The 25,764-nt window shown below is 62.2% G+C and carries 25 protein-coding genes; 14 read left to right on the plus strand and 11 right to left on the minus strand.

All coding sequences use genetic code 11. The features are described from left to right. Nucleotides 1–125: 125 nt before the first annotated feature. The 3 genes from tpiA to LN996_RS17125 all read left to right on the plus strand — a co-directional run bounded on the left by tpiA (nt 126) and on the right by LN996_RS17125 (nt 1,790). Entirely contained in the window at nt 126–941 is an 816-nt protein-coding gene (gene tpiA / locus LN996_RS17115; protein WP_231341612.1) for a triose-phosphate isomerase, read from the plus strand. A gap of 36 nt (nt 942–977) precedes the next feature. Beyond that, a complete protein-coding gene (gene secG / locus LN996_RS17120) occupies nt 978–1,235 on the plus strand; it encodes a preprotein translocase subunit SecG (protein WP_017198454.1) in 258 nt (85 codons plus the stop codon). 162 nt (nt 1,236–1,397) lie between these two features. Beyond that, nucleotides 1,398–1,790, plus strand: coding sequence for an RNA polymerase-binding protein RbpA (locus tag LN996_RS17125; RefSeq protein ID WP_231341613.1), 393 nt, complete (start codon nt 1,398–1,400; stop codon nt 1,788–1,790). On the opposite strand, the gene pgl is transcribed toward LN996_RS17125, so the two are convergent. The 6 genes from pgl to tkt are packed head-to-tail and all read right to left on the minus strand — an operon-like array spanning nt 1,743 to nt 9,976. Beyond that, entirely contained in the window at nt 1,743–2,561 is an 819-nt protein-coding gene (gene pgl, locus LN996_RS17130; RefSeq protein WP_231341614.1) for a 6-phosphogluconolactonase, read from the minus strand. The two genes, LN996_RS17125 and pgl, sit on opposite strands and share 48 nt — an antisense overlap. Next, a complete protein-coding gene (locus LN996_RS17135) occupies nt 2,551–3,492 on the minus strand; it encodes a glucose-6-phosphate dehydrogenase assembly protein OpcA (protein ID WP_090821326.1) in 942 nt (313 codons plus the stop codon). Before LN996_RS17135 ends, pgl begins: the two co-directional genes overlap by 11 nt. Then, complete coding sequence (zwf, locus tag LN996_RS17140) at nt 3,489–5,045, minus strand: glucose-6-phosphate dehydrogenase (protein ID WP_231341615.1); 1,557 nt, start codon at nt 5,043–5,045, stop codon at nt 3,489–3,491. Before zwf ends, LN996_RS17135 begins: the two co-directional genes overlap by 4 nt. A gap of 15 nt (nt 5,046–5,060) precedes the next feature. After that, entirely contained in the window at nt 5,061–6,692 is a 1,632-nt protein-coding gene (locus LN996_RS17145; protein ID WP_231341616.1) for a glucose-6-phosphate isomerase, read from the minus strand. A gap of 6 nt (nt 6,693–6,698) precedes the next feature. Then, on the minus strand, nt 6,699–7,817 hold the full coding sequence (tal, locus tag LN996_RS17150; RefSeq protein ID WP_231341617.1) for a transaldolase: 1,119 nt from the start codon (nt 7,815–7,817) through the stop codon (nt 6,699–6,701). Nucleotides 7,818–7,849: 32 nt separating this feature from the next. Beyond that, nucleotides 7,850–9,976: a transketolase gene (gene tkt, locus LN996_RS17155; protein WP_231341618.1), complete on the minus strand. Its 2,127-nt coding sequence runs from the start codon at nt 9,974–9,976 to the stop codon at nt 7,850–7,852. A gap of 428 nt (nt 9,977–10,404) precedes the next feature. Between tkt and LN996_RS17160 the strand changes: the two genes are divergently transcribed. Beyond that, a complete protein-coding gene (locus LN996_RS17160; RefSeq protein WP_231341619.1) occupies nt 10,405–11,367 on the plus strand; it encodes a heme o synthase in 963 nt (320 codons plus the stop codon). Nucleotides 11,368–11,534: 167 nt separating this feature from the next. Here the strand turns inward: LN996_RS17160 and LN996_RS17165 are convergent, their stop codons facing one another. Further along, a complete protein-coding gene (locus tag LN996_RS17165) occupies nt 11,535–12,083 on the minus strand; it encodes a TOPRIM nucleotidyl transferase/hydrolase domain-containing protein (RefSeq protein WP_231341620.1) in 549 nt (182 codons plus the stop codon). Nucleotides 12,084–12,681: 598 nt separating this feature from the next. Here LN996_RS17165 and LN996_RS17170 point away from each other — a divergent pair. From LN996_RS17170 to LN996_RS17185, 4 genes are read left to right on the plus strand one after another with little or no spacing between them, the layout of a single operon-like run. Further along, nucleotides 12,682–13,590: a hypothetical protein gene (locus LN996_RS17170; protein WP_231341621.1), complete on the plus strand. Its 909-nt coding sequence runs from the start codon at nt 12,682–12,684 to the stop codon at nt 13,588–13,590. Further along, a complete protein-coding gene (locus LN996_RS17175) occupies nt 13,577–14,743 on the plus strand; it encodes a peptidoglycan-binding domain-containing protein (protein WP_231341622.1) in 1,167 nt (388 codons plus the stop codon). Before LN996_RS17170 ends, LN996_RS17175 begins: the two co-directional genes overlap by 14 nt. Further along, a complete protein-coding gene (locus LN996_RS17180) occupies nt 14,740–14,889 on the plus strand; it encodes a hypothetical protein (RefSeq protein ID WP_231341623.1) in 150 nt (49 codons plus the stop codon). The genes LN996_RS17175 and LN996_RS17180 overlap by 4 nt, the downstream gene beginning before the upstream one ends. Next, complete coding sequence (locus tag LN996_RS17185; protein ID WP_231341642.1) at nt 14,889–16,706, plus strand: ATP-binding cassette domain-containing protein; 1,818 nt, start codon at nt 14,889–14,891, stop codon at nt 16,704–16,706. The genes LN996_RS17180 and LN996_RS17185 overlap by 1 nt, the downstream gene beginning before the upstream one ends. Nucleotides 16,707–16,714: 8 nt before the next feature. Here the strand turns inward: LN996_RS17185 and LN996_RS17190 are convergent, their stop codons facing one another. The 3 genes from LN996_RS17190 to LN996_RS17200 form a co-directional block, all read right to left on the minus strand. After that, nucleotides 16,715–17,659 carry a heme A synthase gene (locus LN996_RS17190; protein WP_231341624.1) on the minus strand — a complete coding sequence of 315 codons (945 nt, stop codon included), beginning with the start codon at nt 17,657–17,659 and terminating at the stop codon, nt 16,715–16,717. Between the two features lie 63 nt (nt 17,660–17,722). Then, a complete protein-coding gene (locus LN996_RS17195) occupies nt 17,723–18,487 on the minus strand; it encodes an ABC transporter permease (protein ID WP_231341625.1) in 765 nt (254 codons plus the stop codon). Then, entirely contained in the window at nt 18,484–19,449 is a 966-nt protein-coding gene (locus LN996_RS17200; RefSeq protein WP_231341626.1) for an ABC transporter ATP-binding protein, read from the minus strand. Before LN996_RS17200 ends, LN996_RS17195 begins: the two co-directional genes overlap by 4 nt. Before the next feature lie 108 nt (nt 19,450–19,557). Here LN996_RS17200 and LN996_RS17205 point away from each other — a divergent pair, with 108 nt between their 5' ends. Genes LN996_RS17205 through LN996_RS17230 form a run of 6 tightly spaced genes read left to right on the plus strand, consistent with a single transcriptional unit; the run spans nt 19,558 to nt 24,711 of the window. Further along, the gene (locus LN996_RS17205) at nt 19,558–20,379 is read left to right on the plus strand and encodes a metalloregulator ArsR/SmtB family transcription factor (RefSeq protein WP_231341627.1); all 822 of its coding nucleotides are present in this window, start codon (nt 19,558–19,560) and stop codon (nt 20,377–20,379) included. Further along, nucleotides 20,379–21,842 carry a Fe-S cluster assembly protein SufB gene (gene sufB / locus LN996_RS17210; RefSeq protein ID WP_062068692.1) on the plus strand — a complete coding sequence of 488 codons (1,464 nt, stop codon included), beginning with the start codon at nt 20,379–20,381 and terminating at the stop codon, nt 21,840–21,842. The genes LN996_RS17205 and sufB overlap by 1 nt, the downstream gene beginning before the upstream one ends. A gap of 2 nt (nt 21,843–21,844) precedes the next feature. Further along, nucleotides 21,845–23,158 carry a Fe-S cluster assembly protein SufD gene (sufD, locus tag LN996_RS17215; protein WP_231341628.1) on the plus strand — a complete coding sequence of 438 codons (1,314 nt, stop codon included), beginning with the start codon at nt 21,845–21,847 and terminating at the stop codon, nt 23,156–23,158. A gap of 21 nt (nt 23,159–23,179) precedes the next feature. Next, on the plus strand, nt 23,180–23,536 hold the full coding sequence (locus LN996_RS17220; protein ID WP_159699707.1) for a non-heme iron oxygenase ferredoxin subunit: 357 nt from the start codon (nt 23,180–23,182) through the stop codon (nt 23,534–23,536). Nucleotides 23,537–23,579: 43 nt separating this feature from the next. After that, nucleotides 23,580–24,365 (plus strand): Fe-S cluster assembly ATPase SufC, encoded by a 786-nt coding sequence (gene sufC, locus LN996_RS17225; protein WP_014921882.1) that lies wholly within the window; start codon nt 23,580–23,582, stop codon nt 24,363–24,365. Nucleotides 24,366–24,378: 13 nt separating this feature from the next. Next, nucleotides 24,379–24,711 (plus strand): metal-sulfur cluster assembly factor, encoded by a 333-nt coding sequence (locus LN996_RS17230; RefSeq protein ID WP_159699704.1) that lies wholly within the window; start codon nt 24,379–24,381, stop codon nt 24,709–24,711. Between the two features lie 100 nt (nt 24,712–24,811). Here the strand turns inward: LN996_RS17230 and LN996_RS17235 are convergent, their stop codons facing one another. After that, nucleotides 24,812–25,711 carry a neutral zinc metallopeptidase gene (locus tag LN996_RS17235; RefSeq protein WP_231341629.1) on the minus strand — a complete coding sequence of 300 codons (900 nt, stop codon included), beginning with the start codon at nt 25,709–25,711 and terminating at the stop codon, nt 24,812–24,814. Nucleotides 25,712–25,764: the final 53 nt, after the last annotated feature.

Raw genomic sequence — 25,764 nt, forward strand, 5'->3', positions numbered from 1 at the left:
TTAGCTCTTTTCTTCTTAGTCACATTTTGCCTCCTTCCCTCCCGCGCTCCGTCCGGCGCCCTCGCCCTCCCGCGCCCTCGCCCCCCCCCCCCGTTCCATATCTCAACGCATTCTTTGGAGTTCATGTGACTACCTCTGCCAACGGCAATTTTGTCCGCAAGCCCTTCATCGCAGGCAACTGGAAGATGAACATGGACCACGTCCAGGGCATCACCCTGCTGCAGAAGCTCGCCTGGACGCTGTCCGACGCGAAGCACGACTACAACCGTGCCGAAGTCGCTGTGTTCCCACCGTTCACCGACCTCCGCGGCGTACAGACCCTGGTGCAGGGCGACGAGCTCGATGTTGTCTACGGCGGCCAGGACCTCTCCCAGTTCGACTCCGGCGCCTACACCGGCGACATCTCCGGCCAGTTCCTGAGCAAGTTGGGCTGCGCATACGTCCTGGTTGGCCACAGTGAGCGCCGCACGATTCACAACGAGTCCGATGACGTCCTCAACGCAAAGGTGAAGGCTGGATTCCGTCACGGCGTCACTCCCGTTCTTTGTGTCGGCGAAGGCCTCGAAGTCCGCCAGGCCGGTACCCACGTGGAGCACACGTTGGCCCAGCTTCGCGCCGGCGTCGAAGGGCTCACGGCCGAGCAGGCCGCCGAACTCGTCGTTGCCTACGAACCTGTCTGGGCCATCGGCACAGGGGAAGTTGCCGGTCCGGAGGACGCTCAGGAAATGTGCGCAGCCATCCGCGCGGAGCTTGCCGAACTCTTCGACGAGTCAGTCGCCGCGAAGACCCGGCTGCTGTATGGCGGCTCCGTTAAGGCCAACAATGCTGCCGCCATCATGGCTGAAAGCGACGTTGACGGATTGCTCGTGGGTGGCGCCAGCCTGGACCCCGCTGAGTTTGCTAACATTGTCAGGTTCGAGAGCCACCTCGTCACGGACTAGTCCGGCTCCCGTTTTCCGCTTCTTCGAAAGGCCGTCGTGGACGTTCTTCAAGTCATTCTGCAGATCCTGCTGGGCATCACCAGCCTTCTGCTGACGCTGCTCATCCTCCTGCACAAAGGGCGTGGCGGCGGTTTGTCCGACATGTTCGGTGGCGGTATGAGCTCCGGATTGAGTTCGTCCGGGGTAGCCGAGCGCAACCTTAACCGGTTCACCATCATTCTGGGCATCACGTGGGGTGTTGTCATCATCGGCCTTGGGTTGATCATGCGCTTCACCTCAGGCGGCGACTCCTAGTCATCCCCAAAAAGGGGAGGTTCCTTGAAAGGAACCTCCCCTTTTTTGCCCTGAGGCACCAATGTCTGGTGCCGTCGTCGAACACTCGCATTAGACTGGGCGTGTTGGCCGCAAGGCCCACGGGCCGTGAGGGCCGACCACCGAGTCGCTAGGGGTTCGAAAATGGTTCATGGCACGCCTGGTTATCGGGGCACCCGCGTAGGTGTAACCCAAGGTTCCGCTCCGAGGAACCAAAGCGACCACGGCGCAGGTGAACAACTGCCGCGTATTCGGGTTCCCTATTGGTGCTCCAAGGGACACGAGACGCGGCTTGTTTTCCTTAAGCTTCCCGACGATCAAATACCCATGAACTGGGATTGTCCGAAGTGCGGCTTGCCCGCGTCGCGGGATCCTGGCCATCCCGCCTCAACAAGGCCGGACGAACTCTTCAAATCCCATTTGGACTACGTTAAAGAGAGACGCTCCAACCAAGACGCCGAAGCGGTCCTGGCTGGAGCGTTGGAGCGGTTACGCGCCCGCGGGGTCCTTCCGGACCAGCTGCTGGGGGACGCGTGAGGCTGCATTCTCGTCGATAAGCCACAGGGTCCTCGCGCGGCCGGCGGGACCTGCCGCCGGGACCTGGACCGGGTTGGCACCAGCCAAGGCCAGGCCGACTGCCCCAGCCTTGTCCTCACCGGCAACAACCATCCAGATTTCCTGGGCGGTGTTGATGGCCGGCAGTGTCAGTGAAATGCGCGACGGCGGCGGCTTGGGAGAGTTTTCAACGCCCACCACGGTGCGCTCCTTCTCACGAATGCCGGCCTGCTCGGGGAACAGCGACGCTACGTGGGCATCCGGACCTACGCCCAGAAGAAGGATGTCGAAGCGGGGTAGAATTCCGGCTTGCTCGGGCCGGTCATCAGAGGTGTCGGCGGCGTGCTCGGCCTCGGCCGCTCCTTTGAGTTCTTCAGCGTAGGCTGCAGCAGCTTCCTCCGCGGTGCCGAACTGGTCCGTTGATCCGGGCTCGTGAATCCGGGAAGGATCCACCGGCAGGTGGGCCAACAGGGCGTGATGTGCTTGGCGTGTGTTCCTGTCATCACTGTCTGCGGCAACAAATCGCTCGTCACCCCACCAGAAATTGACCTTCGACCAGTCGACTGCAGGGGCAGCAGCAGAGTCGGCTACTGCCTTCAACGTACCAATGCCAACGGTTCCCCCAGTGAGCACCACCGTCGCTTCGCCGTGCTTGTCCTGGACATCCACGAGCTTGGTGATGAGACGCGCCGCAATGGCGGCCATCAACACCTTGGAATCGGGGTGGATGCTTACTCTTGGCTCAGCGTGCACTGGTCTGGACTCTCCTTTGGCTGGTAAGTGGCAGTCCCATCGTAATCACTTCTCCGAAGACTTCGTCCGGATCGAGCCGGCGGAGTTCTTCAGCGAGGCAATCCTTCAGGCTCCGGCGCGGGAGCGTGATGCGCTGCGCTGGCTGTCCGGGCTGCGTCAGCTCCGCCACGGACAAGCCGGGGCGGAACAGCTGCACGTCGCCGCTGGCGCGGGTGAGGCGGACTCGGCGGATGCCCGTGCCGGCAGGATCTGCCACGATCGTGACAGGAGCCTGCAGGGCAAGGCTCAGCCAGGCGGCAAGCAGCAATGTGCTGGGGGAGTCGGAGGCGCCTTCAACGGCAACGGCCGACACGGGGTCCCCGTCCACCTGGTCGAAGACTGCTGCGAGTTGCATGCGCCAGTTGGTCAGGCGGGTCCAGGCGAGGTCGGTGTCGCCGGCCTTGTACGTGGCGCGGATGTTCTCCAAGGCCCGGCGGGGGTCCGGTTCATTGGCTGAGTCCGTGATGCGGCGGTGCGCGATCCGGCCGATGGAGGTTTCACAGGCGCTTTCCGGGGCGCCGTGCGGCCACCAGGCCACGATCGGGGCGTCCGGCAGGAGCAAGGCCGCGACCAGGGATTCGCTTTCGTGGGCCATGTGGCCGTGGCCTCGCAGCACGATGACCTCGGACGCGCCGGCGTCCCCACCGACACGGATTTGCGCGTCGAGCCGGTCCGGGCCTTCAACGCCGGCGTCGGCCAGGACAATGATCCGGCAGGGGTGTTCCCGGCTGGCCTCATTGGCTGCCTCGATGGCTTCTTCTTCCTGCCCGGACTTGGTCACCACCACCAATGTCAACACACGACCCAAGGCGATCACACCGCCTTGCTCGCGCAGGGACATGATCTTCTTGGAGATCTTGGAGGTAGTGGTATCGGGAAGATCTACGATCATGGCCTTCTCCAGGTTCGTCCGTCACGGGCCAGCAGGGCATCGGCCGACGCCGGTCCCCAACTGCCGGGTGCGTAGGGTTGCGGTTGTTCATCCAGCCCGGCCCAGTATTCCTCGAACGGGTCCAGGATCTTCCAGGACAGCTCCACTTCCTGATGCCGTGGGAAGAGCGGCGGCTCACCCAACAACACATCCAGGATGAGCCGTTCGTAGGCTTCGGGGCTGGACTCGGTGAAGGAGTGGCCGTAGCCGAAGTCCATGGTCACGTCACGGACTTCCATCTGCGTGCCCGGGACCTTGGACCCGAACCGGATCGTCGCGCCCTCGTCGGGCTGGACCCGGATCACTACGGCGTTCTGGCCGAAGTCGTCCTCACCATGGTCGCGGAACAACAGGTTCGGTGCACGCTTGAACACCACGGCAATTTCGGTGACGCGGCGGCCCAGGCGCTTACCGGCACGCAGGTAGAACGGCACACCATTCCACCGGCGGGTGTTGATGTCCACCCGGATCGCAGCGAACGTCTCGGTCTTCGAATCCGCAGGGATGCCGTCCTCGTCCAGGTACCCGAGGACTTCCTCGCCGCCCTGCCAACCACCGGTGAACTGACCCCGTGCTGAGTGGGTGGAGAGATCATCCGGCAGCTTGACTGCCGCGAGGACCTTTTCCTTCTCCGCCCGCAAATCATCGGCGTTGAAGGAGATGGGCTCTTCCATCGCCGTCAACGCCAGCAACTGCAGCAAGTGGTTCTGGATCACGTCACGGGCAGCGCCCACGCCGTCGTAATAGCCTGCACGGCCACCCGTGCCGATGTCCTCGGCCATGGTGATCTGGACATGGTCCACGTAGTTGGCGTTCCAGAGCGGTTCGAACAACTGGTTCGCGAAACGCAACGCCAGGATGTTCTGGACCGTCTCCTTACCCAGGTAGTGATCGATCCGGAACACTGCATCAGCCGGGAACACCGATTCCACAATGTCGTTGAGCTGCCGGGCCGACTCAAGGTCATGCCCGAACGGCTTCTCGATCACCACACGCCGCCACTGGCCCGGCTTGGCCTGCGCCAGGCCGTGCTTGGAGAGCTGCCGGCAGACCTGCTCGAACGCCTTGGGCGGGATCGACAAGTAAAAACCATGGTTCCCGCGGGTACCACGGGTCTCATCCAATTCATCGAGGACATCACCGAGGCGCTCGAATGCGCCGTCGTCGTCGAACTCGCCCCGGACAAAGCGGATACCGGAAGCGAGCTGCTCCCATACCGCTTCATCAAACTTCGTTCGCGCGTGGGCCTTGACGTTTTCCTTGACCTCCGCCGCGAAATCCGCGTTGTCCCAGTCGCGGCGGCCGAAACCGACCAAAGCAAAACTCGGAGGCAACAACCCACGGTTCGCGAGGTCATAGACCGCGGGCATGAGCTTCTTACGGGCAAGGTCACCGGTAACTCCGAAGAACACCAACGACGACGGCCCGGCAATACGGTTCAGGCGCCGATCCCGCGGATCCCGCAAAGGATTCCGCAAACCGGCGTTCTTCCTGCCGTTTTCAGTTTCTGGCATGTTTGTTTCTGTGCCTTAGCTTTCGAGTGCGCTGGCCTGGTTGGCCAAAGCAGCGACGACTTCCTGGAGCTGCGATACGCCTGCTGCACGCTCGGTGAGGTGCAAGCGCAGTACGGGGCGGCCATGGCCTTCCAGCACCTGGGCGTCGCCCGAGGCCTGTGCGGCGATGAGCTGCCCGAACGTGAACGGACGCTCAGGGATTTCGAGGTCGGTGGATGATGCTGCAGTGATCTGCAGGAAAACTCCGATGGCGGGTCCACCCTTATGGAACTGGCCGGTGGAGTGAAGGAACCGCGGACCCCAACCGAACGTCACAGGACGGCCGCTGACAGCCGCGAGTTCGTCCCGGATACCTTCGAGCGGAGCGTGCGAAATGCGGTCCAGGTAGGCCTGGACACTCAAGTAACCATCCGTGCCAAGCTGGCTGAGAAGTGCCTGCACAGCTTCCGTGGCAGTCGACGCGGAGCCGAGCCACTCACCGCCACGAACTTCCACAGCGCCGTCCGTGAAGGCAGCCGGGGTGGGTTCGGGGCGGGCATCCAGCAGGCCGCGCGCAGCCACCTTCGCGGCTTCAACGTCGGGCTGGTCAAAGGGGTTGATGCCCAGCAGCCGACCCGCTACCGCGGTGGCGAATTCCCACACAAACATCTGGGAGGGCAGGCCCCCGGCGATTGCCACTTCGTTGTCACGGAGTTCGACGTCGGCATCGGCGCCTACCAGCCGAACCACCAACACGTCATCGGCCCCGTTCAGGGCTTCCGGAGAATCGGGGCCGGCGACCACCGGAAGAACGCCGGTGCCCAGCTTGCCGGTGGATTCGGCGATGAGCTGCTCGGCCCAGTCGGCGAAGCCCACAATCCCGGAACCGTCTTCAGCGATAACGATCTTGTTGCGCAGCGGGCTGGTACCGCCCAGGGCAATGCCCAGGGCAAGTCCGATGTTGTCAGCAGAATCTTCGTTGAGGATCTCCGCCGCTTCTTCTGCCTCATCAAGGAAAGCCTGGATGTCCACACCGGCCAGCCCACAGGGGACCAGACCGAAAGCCGTGAGTGCCGAGAAGCGTCCGCCAACGTTGGGGTCAGCGTTGAACACGGCACGGTAGCCTGCCTCGCGGGAGGCCTTGTCCAGGGGCGAACCTGGATCCGTGACGATGATGATCCGGCTCTTGGCATCAATTCCGGCGTCGTTGAACGCTTTCTCAAACACCCGTCGCTGGGAATCCGTCTCAACAGTGGAGCCCGACTTGGAGGAAACGACGATAGCCGTCTCCTCCAGTCGGTCATTCAAAGCAGCGCTGACCTGTTCAGGATCAGTGCTGTCCAGCACAGTCAGCTCGACGCCGGCAGTACCGGCAATAACCTCGGGAGCCAACGAAGACCCACCCATGCCACAGAGGACAATGCGGGTAACTCCTTCGGCGTGGAGGGCATCACGAAGTTCCAGAATGTCCCCGACCAGAGCCTGGGACACCGTGGCCGCTTCTACCCAGCCGAGACGGATCGCAGACTCGGACTCCGCATCAGGCCCCCACAACGTGTGGTCCTTGGCAAAAATCCGGGTTGCAATCTTGTCTTCGACCAGACCGTCAATATGCTGGGCGATGGCCTGCTGGGCGGCACCGCTGGCGTCGTAGCTGATTGTGCTCATGGTGGGTTAGGAAGCCTTCCGTGCGGTGGCGAGTGCGCCTTCGACGTCGGCCAGGAGTTCCTTCCAGGAGCCCACGAACTTCTCGAGGCCTTCGGTCTCAAGGAGCGTTACGACGTCGTTGTAGGAGACACCGAGTGCTTCGAGGGCGTTGAGAGTCTCGTTCGCTTCGTCGTAGGTGCCGGTGATCGTGTCACCGGTAACTACGCCGTGGTCGAACGTGGCATCCAGTGTCTTCTCCGGCATCGTGTTGACCACGCCGGCGGCGACGAGTTCCGTCACGTAAAGGGTGTCCGGGTAAGCCGGATCCTTGACACCGGTTGAGGCCCACAGGGGACGCTGGGGGAGGGCACCGGCTTCGGCCAGCACGGCCCAGCGCTCGGTGGAGAACAGCTCTTCGTACACCTGGTAGGCAAGGCGTGCGTTGGCAACGCCTGCTTTGCCCTTCAGTGCCTTGGCTTCATCGGTGCCGATGGCGTCAAGGCGCTTGTCGATTTCAGAGTCAACGCGGGACACGAAGAACGATGCCACCGAGTGGATCGTGGAGAGGTCGTGACCGTTTTCCTTGGCCTGCTCGAGGCCGGACTGGAAGGCGTTGATGACCGCGCGGTAACGCTCCAGGGAGAAGATCAGGGTCACGTTGACGCTGATGCCCTCGGCCAGGGTTGCCGTAATGGCTTCCAGGCCCTCCAGGGTTGCCGGGATCTTGATGTGGACGTTGCCCTTGTTGACCTTCGCGTAGAGGTGCTTGGCCTCGGCGATGGTACCGGCGGTGTCCCATGCGAGGCGGGGATCCACCTCGATGGAGACCCGGCCATCCACACCGTTGGTGGCGGCGGCGATCGGCGCGAACAGATCGCAGGCGTCGGCCACGTCCGTGGTGGTGATTTCGAAGATGGTCTCTTCGACGCTGGCACCGGCGGCCGCCTGGGCGGCGATGGTGGCATCGTAGTCGGTGCCTGAGGTGATGGCGGCGTGGAAGATGGACGGGTTGGTGGTCACACCAACTACGTTCTTTTCGTCGATGAGCTTCTGCAGGGTGCCGGTGTCCAGGCGGGTGCGGGAAAGGTCATCGAGCCAGATCGATACGCCGGCGTCAGAGAGCTGCTGCGTGGGAGTGCTAGACATGTGTTTTTCTCCTGTGAGAGGGGAGCAGACTGTTATGCGTTGGCGTCTGCGAGGGAGTCTTTGGCTGCGGCGGCGACGGCTTCGGCCGTGATGCCGAATTCGTTGAAGAGCCGCTTGTAGTCTGCCGATGCGCCGAAATGTTCCAGGGAGATGGAGCGGCCGGCGTCGCCGACGAATTCGCGCCAGCCCAGTGCCAGGCCGGCCTCAACCGAAACACGGGCCTTCACGGAGGCGGGGAGCACGGACTCGCGGTAGGCCTCGTCCTGCTTGTTGAACCATTCAACACACGGCATGGACACAACGCGCGCTGCGATGCCTTCAGCCTGGAGGGCTTCGCGGGCCTGGACTGCGAGCTGGACTTCCGAGCCGGTTCCGATCAGGATGACCTGCGCGTCGACGGTTTCGCCGTCCTTGGAGGCTTCAGCCAGGACGTATCCGCCCTTGGCCACACCGGCGGTGGAACCGAACGTGTCACCAGCGGCTTCACCTTCGCCGCGGGCGTACGTGGGGATGTTCTGGCGGGTCAGGACAATGCCCGCCGGGTTCTCGTGGTTCTCCAGCATGACCTTCCATGCCGCAGAGACCTCGTTCGCGTCACCGGGACGGACGACGTCCAGGCCCGGAATGGCACGCAGGGAAGCGAGCTGCTCCACCGGCTGGTGGGTGGGGCCATCTTCGCCCAGGCCGATGGAGTCGTGCGTCCAAACGTACAGGGACGGGACACCCATCAAGGCACCCAGACGGATCGCCGGGCGCTGGTAGTCGCTGAAGATCAGGAACGTGCCGGAGAAGGCGCGGGTGCGGCCGTGCAGGGAGATACCGTTCACGATCGACGCTGCAGCGTGTTCACGGATACCGAAGTGCAGGACACGTCCGTAGGGGTTGCCCTTCCAGGCGTCCGTGGAACGCGACGTCGGGATGAACGACGGCGAGCCCTCGATGGTGGTGTTGTTGGACTCGGCGAGGTCGGCCGAACCACCCCAGAGCTCGGGGAGGACCGGGCCGATGGCGTTCAGGACCTTACCCGAAGCCGCGCGGGTGGAAACGTCCTTGCCTGCTTCGAAAACGGGCAATGCCGCGTCGATGCCCACGGGGAGCTTCTTCGCTTCAACGCGTTCCAGCAGGGCGGCTGCGTCCGGGTTGGCGGACTGCCATGCCTCGAACGAGCTCTGCCACGCAGCGCGTGACTCTGCACCGCGGTCCAGGACCTTGCGGGCATGTGCCAGGACTTCCTCGTCTACGTCGAAGGACTTGGCCGGATCGAAACCGAGGACGGTCTTCAGTGCTGCGACTTCTTCGGCGCCCAGGGCGGAACCGTGGATCTTGCCGGTGTTCTGCTTCTTCGGCGCCGGGTACCCGATGATGGTGCGCAGCGAAATGATGGACGGCTTGTTCGTCTCTGCCTTAGCAGCGAGCAGTGCTGCGTAGAGTTCCTGGACGTCTTCGACGTAGTCGCCGGTCTTGGTCCAGTCAACGCGCTGGGTGTGCCAGCCGTAGGCCTCGTAACGCTTCAGGACGTCTTCGGTGAAGGCGATGTCGGTGTCGTCTTCGATGGAGATGTGGTTCTCGTCGTAGATCACGACGAGGTTACCCAGTTCCTGGTGTCCGGCGAGCGAGGAGGCCTCGGAGGTCACGCCTTCCTGGAGATCGCCATCGGAGGCGATGACCCAGACGGTGTGGTCGAACGGCGATTCGCCGGCGGGAGCATCGGCGTCGAACAGGCCACGCTGGCGACGCTGTGAGTACGCGAAACCAACAGCGGAGGCCAGGCCCTGGCCCAACGGGCCGGTGGTGATTTCCACACCGGCAGTGTGCTTGTACTCGGGGTGGCCCGGGGTCAGTGAACCCCAGGTACGCAGTGCCTCAAGGTCCTTCAGTTCCAGGCCGTAACCGGACAGGAACAACTGGATGTAAAGGGTCAACGACGTGTGGCCAGGGGACAGGATGAACCGGTCACGGCCAATCCAGTCCGGGTTCTTCGGGTCATGGCGCATCAGCTTCTGGAACAGCAAGTATGCTGCCGGAGCCAAGCTCATCGCCGTACCAGGGTGGCCGTTGCCGACCTTCTCCACGGCGTCAGCGGCCAACACGCGAACGGTGTCAACTGCCTTCTTGTCCAGATCGGTCCATGACAGTTCTTGCTCTTCCAAATGTGGCACGAAAACCGAGCCCCTCTCTGTGCTGACGGCAGGCGTACGGACACGGCACGCAGGAAGCACAGGATGGCGCCCGCTGCAATGTGTCTACCAGCCGTTCACCATTGAAACGTTGATCTCTCATCCAGACGCACGGATATCCAAGAATACGGTTTCCCGGATCGTCAACGTGTGCTGATCTGCTCAACAGCTTAGCCCCAAACGTGTCATGGAACTCAGGGAATCCCACTAACTGGACAGAAATTCCCTTATATGAATCACGATGGCCTGTCAGGCGAGTGAAGATTCGGAAACATTGACGTATTTTGCGGACATCGGAGCACTTCCGGCCACGGTATGATATTTGGAGGCCACCAGCGGTACATGCTCCCGCGTTTGCTTTCGAAAACCGGGACGGCAGCCGCTGTGAGAACCCCAGAGCATAGAACAGAGTGACTGCCGCCGTGAGCACAACTGATACGCCCCTTAACGCGTCCCCGGCCCGGGGAAGCATCGGAATTTCCCGTAAGTTGAAGGCGTATCTGGCACTGACGAAACCACGTGTCATCGAACTGCTCCTCGTGAGCACACTGCCCACCATGATCTTCGCCCAACGCGGATTCCCGTCCATCGGATTGATCCTGGCAACGCTCGTCGGTGGCGCTTTCGCCGCGGGGAGTGCGGGTGTCTTCAACTGCTACATCGACCGCGACATCGACAAACTGATGCACCGCACCGAGAAGCGTCCGCTGGTCACCGGTGAAGTAACGCCTCGCGAAGCCCTCGTCTTCGCTTGGATTCTTGGCGCGGCGTCGATCGCCATCCTGTGGTTCGGCGCCAATCCCCTGTCCGCCTGGCTCGGCCTCGGCGCCATCGTCTTCTACGTGGTCATCTACACCATGATCCTGAAGCGACGGACCGCCCAGAACATTGTGTGGGGCGGAGCAGCCGGTTGCTTCCCGGTCCTGATCGCATGGGCCGCTGTCACCAACACAGTCGAGTGGCCCGCCATCGTGCTCTTCATGGTGATCTTCCTGTGGACGCCGCCGCACTACTGGCCCCTGTCTATGCGGTATGGCGAAGACTACCGCAACGCCAAGGTGCCAATGCTCGGCGCAATCGCCGGCGCAAAGGTGGTCTCGGTGCAGGTTGTCCTCTACGCCTGGGCCATGGTTGCCTGCTCGTTGCTGATGGTGCCCGTTGGTGGGGCCGGCTGGGTCTACACGGTCGTCGCCGTTGCCGCCGGGGCCTGGTTCCTTTACGAAAGCCACGCCCTGTACAAGCGCGCACAGGGTGGCGACGTCTCCAACAAGGGCGCCATGAAGGTCTTTCACGGCTCCATCAGCTACCTGACGCTGCTCTTCATCGCACTGGCCGTTGACCCGTTCATTGGCTCAGCGATCGTCGGCGGCTAAGTTCCCCGAACCCCAAACAACAACGTTCGACGCCGGTACTCGCCACTTTGTTTTAGTGGTCAGTGCCGGCGTCGCGCTTTTACCCTCACGCCACGGACGCTCTCTCACCTCCCGCGGGCTTGAGCCCTACGCTCTCTCACCTCCCGCGGGCTCCAGAGCGTCCCGCGTCACCCCGCAAATGATTCGACGAGACGCGCCAGCGGCGGGGGTGCTTGCCCAGCATGGAGCGCCTCGATAAGCAGGGGTGCGTAACGTACCTTGTTGCCGCTGCGGCCTCCAAAGAATCGCTGCAGTTGCGCTGTTACGGGCCGTTCGCGAAGCGATGGCTGGCGTTGAAGGAGCCGAAATGACGCCAGCTCGCCTTGAGCTTCGATGACCTCGAGCACAGCGTCGGTTCCCAGGCATCGGATGAGTTCATCCTCCAGATCGGCATCACATACCTGGAACCCGCGCTCTTCCAACGGTCCGGATCCGATACCGGCGCGGATAAGCGCACGGGCTATTCCTTGGGACTCCCCGGCATCACATAGACCAAGCAACCTATGGCCGGCCCCCTTCGGCCCGTAGCGGTCGAGGAAGTGGACGATGCTGGTAGCTCCACCCATTGGGACGATCTGCACATGTTCTTCCGCCAAGTCATGGCCAAGTCGAAGGGCCAGCGCCTGGACCGCCACACTGTCACTTTCGCCCTCGACCAACACCGTTGTGGTTCGCATTGGACCAGTATGGGGGATGCCGGCAGCAAAGCGCCTTGACGCGCTTTGCTACCTAGAAGGCCCGTTGCAGCACCTAGTTCCGGACTCCGGGCACCTAATTCCTGTCCAAATGCCACCTAATTTGCGGAAAAGTCATCTAGGTGGTGCCCTGCTCAACCTAGTGTTCGTGATGGAACAGAGCTGTTCCGCGCCGCACGAGCATTGGGGAAAACAGTGAAAGCACTCCTGCGTACAGCCGGGATTCTGACGGTTGCTTCGGCTTCGGTCTTGACCGGAGTGACCGCCGCACAAGCCGCACCGGCTTGCTCCACGGCCCGCGTATGTCTCTACGACAATTACTGGTTTACGGGGACCTCCAGGACTTTCGGTTGGGTCACCTACAACGTAGGTGTGGATGCAAACGATAAGGCGAGTTCCCTCAACGTGGGGCCTCCCACTGATCCCAACTCGCCATATGTCTATTTCTATGTTGACCAAAACTTCAGAGGCGACAGTGTTGTCTTTCGCGCTGGTAACGCCTCGAATGATCTACGCGGTCTCTACATGACTCCCACCCGGAACTGGGACGATGAAATTACGAGTGTCTGGGGATAATCCCTTGAAGCCCACCATCAAGAAGGTGTCCACAACAACGTTGGCGATGGCGGTGATGGCGGTGGTGATCGCCACCACCGCCTGCTCTGCCCCGTCGGTACCAACGCCCACTGAGGCTCCGGCAATAAGTCTGCCCCCCGTAGATCGTTCTGCCGGAGCCGGGGCAAGGGCCTCCCTCAATGAAATCACTGGCGAACTTCTGCTCCCCATGAGCGCGTACTGGTACTCGGATCGGGAGAACGTCATCGTCAATTCTGCCGTGGCCTCCCTCATTTTTGACTGCGTTAGAGAAGCGGGCTTCACGGTGGCTCCCTGGGGAGGTGGGGGCAAGGCCCTGCAGGACGCCAGATATGGACAATGGTCCCGGAACTTGGCAGCGAGGAACGGTGCCCTGCTGGAGATCCGCAAAATTCCTGGCGTGATGGACGAGCAACCCGACCGCCCCGTTCTCAGCGCGGAGCACCAGGCAGCGGAAACAAAGTGCACTAACTCCGTGGGAAGGGCCGGGCTGCCCGAACTCCTGGAAGGTTTGGTTGGTGACACTTCAGTCCAGAACCAGATCACACGGAACGCCGTGGCGCTGACGGAACGCGACCCCGAGTATTTGACCTTCCGACAGGATTGGGAGAACTGCCTGGCCGAAAATGGTGTGAAGCTCACCGGGCCGGGTTCGTGGAGCCTGCAATCGAGCGGCACAAAGGAAGACGAGACACGCGTTGCCCTGCTGGAGGTTGACTGCAAGGACGCAAGCGGCGGTGCCAGGAAGCCTTATGACATTCTCGCTGAGTACCAAGCCGCACAGATAAAGGACCATCAGGCCGAACTCAACGTCTTGGCGGAAGAAAAGGCGGCCGCCATGGAACGCGCCAAGCAAATACTGCGGGACCACGGCGTGGCTGATGCAAGACTCTGACCCTGATCTGATTCGCCGCGGCATGAGGCGTATTCCACGATGGTGGCTGATTCCTGGCGCGGTGATCGTTGTACTGGGAGGACTGGGACTTGCATACTGGGCCGGCGCTTCAAGCACAGCGGGGACGGAGCCGATGCCGACTCTGGCCTCGGTGGTTCCGGTTTCGGCAACGGTAGAACGCCGTGCGGTGGTCAAACAGGTGGTTCTTTCCGGGAAAGTCGTTCCAGGAGCCCAGTCCACCCTTCAAGCGAGCCCCGCCGAAGGTGTTGACAGACTGGTGGTGACGGCCGTGGCAAAAGAGGCCGGGAGCCCCGTGGTTCCCGGTGAAGTGCTGGCGGTCGTCTCCGGGAGGCCGCTGCTGATACTACCCAGCAGCGTGCCGTTGTATCGGGACATCAGCCCAAGGGACTCGGGTCCCGATGTCAAAGCCCTCCAAGCGGCCTTGACGAACTTCGGGTATGCATGCGTGACAACAGGAACCTTTGACCTGGCTACTCAGCAGGCACTGGGATCGTGGTACAAAGCCGCAGGGTACAAAGCCCCCGCTGCGCCCGGTCCACTCCCTCAGGAGGAAGCTGGTAATGCAGCACCAACGAACTCGTCGGGCGTCATGTTTCGCTGGCGGGAATTTGTTCAGGTCCCCGGTGACTCCGGGACTGTAGCTTCCATCGCCGGACCCGGTTCACTTCTGGCCGAGGACGGGATCGTGGCCCGGGTCAGGGTCGCCGACGACTCCATTGTTGCCCGTGCAGATGTTGTTCAATCCGAGACTTTCGTGGTGGGTACGCCCGTAACGGTCAGGGCCGGTTCAACGGTCCTGGACACCACGGTGGTGCAGGTCAGCAGCTTCCTGGAGGGTGACCAGAACAAAAACGAAATCCCTGGAAAAGACATCACCGTAGCATTGCCGCCGGGGACACAGGGATTCGCCGCAGACCAGTCAGTCACCATGACGTCAGGCAGCGCAGTTGCAGAGTCCCTCGCCGTTCCCCTCATTGCGATTCGCCAGGACGGCGGGACACCGTACCTCCTGGTTGAAGGGAACAGCGAGCCCCGCCGCCTGGAGGTCAAGGTCACCGCCCAGGCAGACGGGTGGGCGGCGATCGCGGACGTAGACGGCCTGATCGTAGGGGATCAGGTGAAACTGCAATGAGTGCACTTGTGCCCGCCCACGAATCATCAGCGAGTGCGCAGCGCCTGCCCATCCTCAGCCTACGAGGCGTTAGCCGCGGCTTTCCCGGGACGATGGCGCTGGTGGACGTGGACCTCGACATCCATGAGGGGAATTCGTGGCCATAGTGGGTCCCTCCGGTTCGGGAAAGTCCACGCTGCTCAACGTCCTTGGTCTTTTGGACACACCGACATCGGGCACATACCGTATCAGAGGTATGAATGTCGCGGACCTCGACGAGAGAGCGCGGGCAGACCGGCGGGCCGATGTCTTTGGCTTCGTCTTCCAGGAATCCCATATGTTGGGGCGTGACGCCGCGGCCCGAAATGCCGTGCTGGGCCTTCGCGCACGGGGAATAGGGCTGTCCGTCCAGAAACAGCTGGTCATGCCCGCTCTGAGGAAATTTGGGCTTGGGCACAGGGCGGCAACCCCGGCGTCGCTATTATCCGGGGGAGAGCGTCAACGCCTGGCCATCGTCCGGGCCGTGATCGGAGCTCCGAAAGTTGTGCTTGCGGACGAACCCACAGGCAGCCTGGACACCGCGAACGGCAAGATCGTCATCCATCATTTGCGTGAGCTCAGTGACTCAGGAACCACTGTGGCCATGGTGACGCACGATCCCGACATTGCTGCAGCCGCGGACCGCATCATCACGATGCGCGATGGGGCCATCGTCAAGGACACAGGTCGCAGCAACGAAGCCACCACGGGCCCTGCAACATCAGCCGCAGGACCAGGAAGCAACAAGCAGGCGTTGGTCCGGCGCCGACGGCACGAGGCCGCGGATGTTGTTGCTGACGCAGTTTCTGCGCTGACGATTCGTCCATCCAAAGCCCTTTTGCTGATCATGGCGTTTCTCCTTGGCAGCGGAGGGCTGGTTGCGGCCATCGGGCTGAGCGAGAGTGCCTCAGTCAAGGTATCTGCCCGGATCGACGAGGCCGCGAGGGACGAAGTCCGGGTCACGCGCGAGGAAGGTTATGCCTCGTGGGAAGCTGTCACCAACGATCTCCAGGCAGCCAGGAGGCTATCCGGTGTGGACGATGCCGGAGTCATCACCGAGCTCTCATCGTCGGTGGTGCAACCATCGACCTTCCGGCCTGGGTCCTTTCCCGAACAACCGGCGTTCAACGGGGCCGTCCGGATCGTCGACTCCGCCTACCTTCGAATCCAAGGGGCAACGGTGTCCGACGGTGATGCTGCCTTGCTCGACCATTCATTCGGAGGGCCCATCGCCATCCTGGGCCAGAATGCCGCTAATGAACTGGGAATCGCAAAGCCAGGTCCCGGCGTCGTTGTGTGGCTGTATGGCCAGCCGGTCCCGGTGGTGGGGATTGTTGATGAGCCGGGCCGTGACCCGGTTCTGCCGTCAGCGGTGATGGTGGGAGTCGGGTCCTACTCTTTGACCAGCAACGTGGCAGCATCCCTGGTCCTTAGGACGAGTCCAGGGATGCCGGCAGCCATTGCCGAGGCGCTGCCAAAGGCCCTCAACCCTGCTGAACCCGGGACCGTAAAAGTACAAACGGTGGCCGACCTCCGGGAGCTCAAACAAGGGATCAATACTGACCTCGGCAGGCTGGTAGCCATTGTCTCCATCATCCTGCTCGCCATGGCCTGCCTCAGTGCCGGAACCACCATGTATTTGGGCGTATTGGCGCGGTCCAGCGAGATTGCACTGCGACTTGCCCTCGGCATGCGGCGAGGAGTGCTGGCCTCGATGTTCCTTGTCGAAGGTGCCGTGGTGGGAGCGTTGGGAGGTGCTGCAGGCGCAGCCGTAGGCATGGGAGCCGTGCTGGCCTACGCATCCATCGAAGGTTGGTCTGCTGTGATCCCTTGGTACACGTCACCATGGGGCATAGGGGCGGGACTCGCCAGCGGCACCTTGTCCGCGGTGTATCCAGCCGTGCTGGCCATGCGTTCCAACCCGGCGCAACTGATCCGGGCTTAGGAGAACTATTAACGGACCGGGCTGTGCTTTGCAAGATCGGCGGCATTGGTGGCTGCACTCATGAGGACTGCTGCCCCGAACATGTGCGCACCGACCAAGAGTGCGGGAATTCCGTTGTAGTACTGGGTGAATCCGATGGCAGCCTGGAGCAATGTCACGCCCAGCAACAGGTATGTAGCAGTTCCGAACGGACCGGCGATCTTGTGGCGGATCACCAGGTACACAGCAAACAGGGTTCCGGCGGTGATGAGGTAGGCGGGAACGGCGTGGATGTGCGAGAAAAGGTCCCAGTCCAGGTCGTTGCGTGGAGCATCAGCATCGCCTGCATGGGGTCCGGCCCCGGTCACAACGACACCCAGCATCACAGACAGTGCCGAGAAAACAGCAACGGCCATCGTCACGGGGCGCGCAACGGCAGGGAGGGAAGCCAGCGTGCGGTTCATGAAGCGACCGGCACGGCCGTAGGCCCTGTTGACCAGCAGCGTGGCGAAGACAACCAAGGCCATGGACACGAGGAAGTGCAGTCCAACAACCCACGGGTTGAGGTTGGACAGCACAGTGATTCCACCGATAACTGCCTGGGCGGGGATGCTGGCAAGGAGGCCCAAGGCCAGCAGGAAGAGGTCGCGGCGTTCCTTGCGGAGGTTCCACAAGTACACCAACATGAGTGCGGCAACGGCGGCGAGGGCGAAGGTGAGCATGCGGTTGCCGAATTCAATGAACCCGTGAATGCCCATCTCCGGAGTGTTAACCAGCGAATCGTTGGTGCATCGCGGCCAAGTGGGGCAGCCCAGGCCCGACGCCGTGAGACGTACAGCGCCACCGGTTACCACAAGGACGGTCTGCCCGATGAGTGACAACAGCGCCAGCCGGCGTACCGCCTTATTCACTTCGGTGGGCAGCTTCGATGTCCAACGCTGGACGGTTTTCGGGAGGCGCGATGCCGTACTCACAGTTTACTCACTTCTCAGTTCTGCGTTGTTTGGTGGTGCCGGGGTTGGGTGGTACCAGGTTGGTTAGTTCCACTTGAACCATCGAATGGCCGCGGCGCCGGCCAGTACAGTCCAGAGCAGGAGGATAAGAGCCGCAGGCAAGGGAAAAGCCCCCAGAAGGAAGGCATCCCGGAGTGCTTGGCCCAATGCTCCGGATGGAAGGAAATGGACAATGGCTTGCAGCACGGCGGGCAGCCGTTCAGCGGGCACCACGATTCCACCCAGGGCACCGAGCAGTATCCAGAGCAAGTTGGTGATCGCCAAGGTGGCTTCCGGCCGGACCGTGCCAGCAACGAGCAGGCCCAGCGCGGTGAAGGCGGCAGCGCCGAGAACCAACAGCACGAGCCCGGGAAGCCATGCCTCCGGCCGTGGTTGCCATCCCAACAGGCCGGCGATGGCGCCCACCACCAGTACCTGGAGGCAGAGGACTACGAGGACAGCGAGAATCTTTCCGGTAATGAGACCGCCCCTGCCAAGCGGGGTTGTCGATAAGAAGCGGAGTACTCCGTACCGGCGATCAAAGCCGGTGGCAATGCCTTGGCCGGTGAAGGCTGTAGACATGGCGCACAGAGCAAGAATCCCAGGGGTGGCCACGTCAATACGGGATCCACCCAGACCGTCCAGAAGCGGAGTGACCACGAGACCCACCAGCGCCATCAACGGCAGGACAATGGCGAGAATGAGTTGCTCGCCATTCCGCAGCATGGTGATGGTCTCGTAGCGACCCTGCTGGATGATCCGGCGCGGCAGCGATGCCGGGCCGGCGTTGGGGGAGAGGAGATTGCTCATCGAAGGTCCCTTCCGGAAATGTCCAGGAACACGTCTTCAAGGCTGCGGGCTTCCAGGCGCAGCGAGCCCGGCATGATGTTCCGTTCCGCCCACCACGCAGTAAGTGCTGCAAGGTCCTTCGGCGTGATCCCACCTGTGACGGAGTAGCTGCCGGGGCGCGTCTCCGTTATGTGAAGGCCTGCACCAACGGCACCAGCGAAGTCGAGCCCGCCTGGAGCGTCGAAGTAAAGGGTCCGGTCGGTCACTGCGGTGTCACCGGAATGATCATGCCGCAGCAGTTCGGCGACTGTTCCTTCCACCACGTTATGACCACCATCGATGATGTAAACGTAGTCCGCCAACCGCTCGGCGTCGTCCATCAGGTGGGTAGTCAGGACGATCCCCATCCCGGCGTCGCGAAGTTCTGCAATCAGCTCGAAAACCATCTGGCGCGATTGAGGATCAAGTCCGGCACTGGGCTCGTCGAGGAAAAGGATTTCGGGATTGCCCACTAGCGCAGCTGCCAGTGCCAGGCGTTGCTTTTGGCCGCCGGACAGTCGGCGGACGTTGGTGCGGCTGAACTGGCCGATTCCCAGCCGTTCCACCAAGGCGTCAACATCCATGGGGTTTTGGTACATGCCGGCGACGTGCCGCAACAGGGGGATAGGACGGGCCGACGGCGGCAGGCCACCGTCCTGAAGCATCACGCCGACTCGGGACCTCAGCTCAGCACCGGCCGTGTCCGGGTCCGCGCCAAGAAGGGAGATGCTCCCGGCCGTGCGCTTTTGCAAACCCTGGGCGCATTCGAGGGTGGTGGTTTTACCGGCACCGTTTGCGCCCAACAGGGCAGTGATCTGGCCGCGCTCGGCCACCAGGGACAGTCCGCTGACAACCCGGAGCATTTTGCCGTCAAGGGAGGCCAAAGGGCCTACATCCTTAATGAGTCCGTCTATGGTGAGGACAGGGGATTCGGGTGATCGCACCAGAGTATTCTACGTGAAGTAGTACGGTCACACTTGGCACGCAGCCAAGTCAGCCTTGCCTTACTGGATGCAGGAAACAAATTACGACATGATTGTGTTGTGTATTCCATGAGCAGTCCAGTTTCCATGCCCTCAAAGCGGCATGCTGCAGCGGCAGAGGCATTAGTTGCTTCTCCTGCGCTGCCGGACGCCGATGACCGCACCCGGGACCGCGTCCTGAGTGCTGTTCTCGAAAACGGCCCGGTGAGTGCCGCGGAGCTCGGTGACCTTCTTGGTTTTACGCCGGCTGCCGTTCGCCGCCACCTCGACCATTTGGAACGCAGCGGCGTAATCGAGGTCAAGCGCGTGGCGAAGGCCGGTTCCGGCGCGGGACGCCCCGCACGCCGGTATGTCCTGAGTTCCCAAGGACAATCCACGCTGGGCGACGACTACTTGAATATTGCCAGCTCCGCACTCCGGCGCCTCCAGGAACTTGCCGGTGAAGACGCAGTCCGCCAGTACGCGGAGGAGCGCTTCTCCGACATGGAACGGCGCTACGCTCCCGAGGTCGAGGCCGCCGGTGATGACATCACTGCCCGGGCCATGGCGCTCTCAAAAGCCCTGAGCCGCGATCGCTTCGTTGCATCGGCCCATTCCATCGAAGCCAAGGCCCCGTTGCCTGCCGCGCTGTCCAGTGTCCAGCTGTGCCAGGGTCACTGTCCCATCCAGCGGCTGGCAGCGGAGTTCCCCGTCTTCTGCGACACCGAGACCAAGGTTTTCTCCCGCCTGGTGGGCGTCGATGTCCGACGCCTTTCCACGCTCGCGCAGGGCGGACATGTTTGCACCACCCACATACCTACCGGGCGCCTGGCTGCCACGGCATCCCCAGATGTCGCAGAGCAGTCCGGGAACCCGTACCAGGAATCAAACAACCAGCAAGAAAGGCCGTGATGACGGACCAAATAGCAGAGAAAGCGGTAGCCGAAGGCACTGTGATCTCGGAGATTCTGGAGAAGAATCCCGAACTGCACGGTATCGGAAACTACGAGTACGGCTGGGCCGACAAGAACGACGTAGGCGCAAATGCCCGTCGTGGCCTCAACGAGGAGGTTGTCCGCGACATCTCCTCGAAGAAGAACGAGCCCGAATGGATGCTCGATCTGCGGCTTAAGGGCCTGAAGTACTTCGACCGCAAGCCGATGCCTACCTGGGGTGCAGACCTCTCCGGCATCGACTTCGACAACATCAAATACTTCGTGCGTTCCACGGAGAAGCAGGCCGCAACGTGGGAAGACCTTCCGGAAGACATCCGGAACACCTACGAGAAGCTGGGCATCCCCGAAGCTGAGCGCAGCCGCCTGGTATCGGGTGTCGCAGCCCAGTACGAGTCCGAGGTCGTCTACCACCAGATCCGTGAGGACCTCGAAGCCCAGGGCGTCATCTTCCTGGACACCGACACCGCCCTGCGCGAACACCCGGAGATCTTCCAGGAGTACTTCGGCACCATCATTCCCGTGGGCGACAACAAGTTTGCCTCGTTGAACACGGCCGTGTGGTCCGGCGGTTCCTTCGTGTACGTGCCCAAGGGCGTGCACGTGGATATCCCGCTGCAGGCGTACTTCCGTATCAACACGGAGAACATGGGCCAGTTTGAGCGCACGCTCATCATCGCTGATGAGGACTCCTACGTTCACTACATCGAAGGCTGCACGGCTCCGATCTACACCTCGGACTCCCTGCACTCTGCAGTTGTGGAGATCATCGTGAAGAAGGGCGCCCGCGTCCGCTACACCACCATCCAGAACTGGTCCACCAACGTATACAACCTGGTTACCAAGCGCGCCATCTGCGAAGAAGGCGCAACCATGGAGTGGATCGATGGCAACATCGGCTCCAAGGTGACCATGAAGTACCCGGCCGTCTACCTCGTTGGCGAGCACGCCAAGGGTGAGACCCTGTCCATCGCCTTCGCCGGCGAGGGCCAGCACCAGGACACCGGTTCCAAGATGGTGCACATTGCTCCGAACACCAAGAGTTCCATCATTTCCAAGTCCGTGGCCCGCGGTGGCGGCCGTGCTGCATACCGCGGCTTGGTCCAGGTCCGCGAGGGCGCCAAGCACTCGGCCAACACGGTCCGTTGTGACGCCCTCCTGGTGGACACCATTTCCCGTTCGGACACGTACCCGTACATCGACATCCGCGAGGACGACGTCGTCATGGGCCACGAGGCCACCGTTTCACGCGTCAGCGAAGAGCAGCTCTTCTATCTGATGTCCCGCGGCATGCCTGAGGACGAGGCCATGGCCATGATCGTGCGCGGCTTCATCGAGCCGATCGCCCGTGAATTGCCCATGGAATACGCTCTTGAGCTGAACCGCCTGATTGAACTGCAGATGGAAGGGTCCGTCGGTTAACAATGACTGATATCACTACTGAAAAGGCGCGCATCGGCGCGCCCTCGGCCCAGCCGTTTATCAACGGCTTCACCGAGGAAGGCGAGAACCTCTCGCCCGTTAACACCGGCACGAACACCAGCACGACGTCGGAGCAGCCTTCCGCTGGTCCCCTCGCCGGGGCTTCGGCCAAGAGCCACTCGCACGGTGGCGGCGTTGGCATCCCGGACAGCTCGCGCGCGGGCCGCCTCACGTCGTACAAGCTGGCCGACTTCAAACCGCTGAATGGCCTTGAGGAAGATTGGCGGTTCACACCGCTCAAGCGCCTGCGCGGCCTCCACACCGAAGTCCTCAACGGTGCAGCTCCGGCTGTCAACGTCACGGCACCGGCCGGCGTCGTTGTTGAAACCGTTGGCCGCGACGACCAGCGCATTGGCCAGGCAGCCATCCCGGAGGACCTCGTGTCCGCCAACGCCTGGGAGAATTTCGCCGAGGCCACCGTGATCACCGTGCCCGCCGAACTGCAGGCCGGGAGTGAAGTTTCCGTCCTGATCACCGGCGCCGGCGAAGCACCTTCCGCCCAGCACATCGTGATCGTGGCAGAGCGCTTCTCCAAGTCCGTCGTGGTCCTGGACCACCAGGGCACCGCAGTTGTTTCGGAGAACGTGGAGATCATCGTCGAAGACGGTGCTGAACTGACGGTTGTCTCCCTTCAGGAATGGGCCGACAACGCCGTCCACGCGTCATCGCAGCAGGCAAAGATCGGCCGCGATGCCAAGTTCAAGCACATCGTGGTCAGCCTTGGCGGCGACCTCGTTCGTGTCACGCCCTCAACGCGCTTCACGGCTCCCGGTGCCGACGTCGAAATGTTCGGCCTGTACTTCGCCGACGCCGGACAGCACTTGGAGCAGCGGCTCTTCGTTGACCATGCCGTGGCCAACTGCAAGTCGCGCGTCCTCTACAAGGGCGCCCTCCAGGGCCGCAATGCCCACAGCGTGTGGGTTGGCGACGTCCTGATCCGCAAGGAAGCAGAAGGCACCGACACCTACGAGGCCAACCGCAACCTGGTCCTCACGGACGGCGCCCGCGCGGATTCCGTTCCGAACCTCGAAATCGAGACCGGCTTGATCGAGGGTGCGGGCCACGCCAGCGCCACCGGCCGTTTTGATGACGAGCACCTGTTCTACCTCATGGCCCGTGGCATCCCGGAGAAGGTCGCCCGCCGCCTGGTGGTCCGAGGCTTCCTCAACGAGATCATCCAGCAGATCAAGGTTCCGGCAATCGAAGAGCGCCTGACCGCAGCTGTTGAGCGCGAACTCGCCGCGACCGACAACTAAGACAGGCCAGGCAGGGTAACAATGAGTGAAGAAACCAAGGGCGAACTGGTATGCAGTGCCAATGACATCCAGGTCAAGCAAGCGCTGCGCGTCCTGATCGATGACTACCCCGTAGCCATCGTCAAGGATTCGATGGGCGATATCCACGCCATCGCCGATACCTGCTCGCATGCGGACATCTCGTTGTCCGAGGGTGAGGTTGAAGGTTGCGCGATCGAATGCTGGGGACATGGTTCCCAGTTCGACCTCCGCAGCGGTCAGCCGCTCCAGCTGCCTGCTTATGACCCCGTCCCGGTTTTCGCCGTCACCATCGATGGAGACGACGTTTACGTGGACGTGACCAACGTTGTGAACGGCGCCTCGGTAGACAACTACTGAGCGCCCAGTACCGCCAGACTTACGAACGGAAAGAAAGAAGAGCATGTCAACTCTTGAAATCAAGGACCTGCACGTCAGCATCGAGACGGAGCAGGGCACCAAGGAGATCCTGAAGGGCGTCAGCCTCACCATCAAGACCGGTGAAACGCACGCCATCATGGGTCCCAACGGCTCGGGCAAGTCCACCCTTGCCTCCACCATCGCCGGTCACCCGCGCTACAACGTCACCAGCGGCACCATCACGCTGGACGGCGAAGATGTGCTGGAAATGAGCGTCGACGAGCGCGCCCGTGCAGGCGTCTTCCTGGCCATGCAGTACCCGGTTGAAGTTCCCGGCGTCACCATGACCAACTTCCTCCGCACCGCCAAGACCGCGATCGACGGCGAAGCGCCGGCCCTGCGTACCTGGACCAAGGACGTCAAGGCCGCCATGCAGCAGCTTCGCATCGACGCCGACTTCGCTCAGCGCAACGTCAACGAAGGCTTTTCCGGTGGCGAGAAGAAGCGTGTCGAAATCCTTCAGCTGGAACTCTTCAAGCCGAAGTTCGCCATCCTGGACGAGACCGACTCCGGCCTTGACGTGGACGCGCTGAAGGTTGTTTCCGAGGGCGTCAACCGTGCACACGAAGAGGGCAACATGGGCACCCTGCTCATCACCCACTACACCCGCATCCTGCGCTACATCAAGCCGGACTTCGTCCACGTGTTTGTTGACGGCAAGGTTGTTGAAGAAGGCGGCCCCGAGCTCGCCGACCGCCTTGAAGACGAAGGCTACGACCGCTACGCTCCAGGGGCCGGCGTTGCCGTTGCTCCGGCTGTACAGGCCTAGTTAGGATCGTTCCATGACCGACATCAATGTGGCGCGTACCAGCCTCGAGGACGTCGAGGAAGCGCTCAAGGACGTGATTGACCCGGAACTCGGCGTCAACATCGTGGACTTGGGCCTTCTCTACGGACTCAAGTACTCCGATGACGACGGTGCCCTCCTGATTGACATGACACTGACCACGGCGGCCTGCCCGCTGACGGACGTGCTTGAAGAGCAGGTTGGCAAGTCCCTCGACGGAGTCGTGGACGATTGGCGCCTGAACTGGGTATGGATGCCGCCATGGGGTCCCGAGCGGATCACCGACGACGGCAAGGACCAGATGCGGGCCCTCGGCTTCAACATCTGATCGGCAGTTTTTCGCTCGAAGCGAGCGGGCATATGAAAATGGTTCCGGGCTCAGTGCCCGGAACCATTTTCGGTTAAAGCCCGAAGGGTCCTACAGAACCTTATGGCGCGGCTACTGCGAAGGTGTCGCACTTGTTGATGTCGCCTGTGGTGTACCCCTGGTAGAACCATTTCTGCCGTTGCTCGCTGGAACCGTGCGTCCATGATTCAGGTGACACCCGGCCTGTAGCCGCCTCCTGGATGCGGTCATCCCCAACGGCGGACGCGGCCGAGAGCGCGTCCTGCAAGTCTTGTTCAGTCAGCGGATCCAGGAACGGCTTTCCACTGGCGTCCGTCTGCGTAGTAGCGTGGCGAACCCACAATCCCGCGTAGCAATCAGCCTGAAGTTCCACCCGCACCGCACCGGACTGCGGGCCTTGCGGGTCCTGCTGGGCTAGGTCCAAATTTCCAAGGATGTTCTGGATATGGTGCCCGAATTCGTGTGCCACAACGTACTCCTGTGCCAGGGGGCCACCCGAGGAGCCGAACCGGGTCACCAATTCGTCGAAGAAGCCAGGGTCGAAGTAGGCAGTGGTGTCCGCCGGGCAGTAGAACGGTCCAACGGCGCTGGTGGCCGCACCGCAACCGGTGTTCGTAGCTTCGCTGAAGATCACGGTCTTGGGCCGCGGGTATTGAACGTTATAGTCGGCAAGGTAGCCGGGCCAGAAAGCGTTGAGGCTGTTGACTGTTCCTGTGATCCGGCAGTCCAATCGCTTGTCGGCGTCAGCACCGGTCTGGCACTCCTGGACACCTCCGGCGCTGCCACCGTCGACGGCGGGTGGCTGGCTCCCGCCACCGGTCAGGTCTCCGAGGACATTGGGATTGACCCCGAGCAGCACCAGCAGAAGCACCACGATGCCGCCACCAATGCCACCGCCGATTTTGGTCCCGCGGCCCAAACCACCACCGCGTCGGTCTTCTACCTGGGAAGGGTCAAGCTGCGCCCCGTCATTGAAACTCATACAGTCAGAATAGACGTCACTTTTGGTGCCCGGTGCCGGACACTGCCGTAAAA

It is taken from the genome of Arthrobacter sp. AK01 (genome assembly GCF_021109375.1).
Classification (GTDB): Bacteria; Actinomycetota; Actinomycetes; order Actinomycetales; family Micrococcaceae; genus Arthrobacter.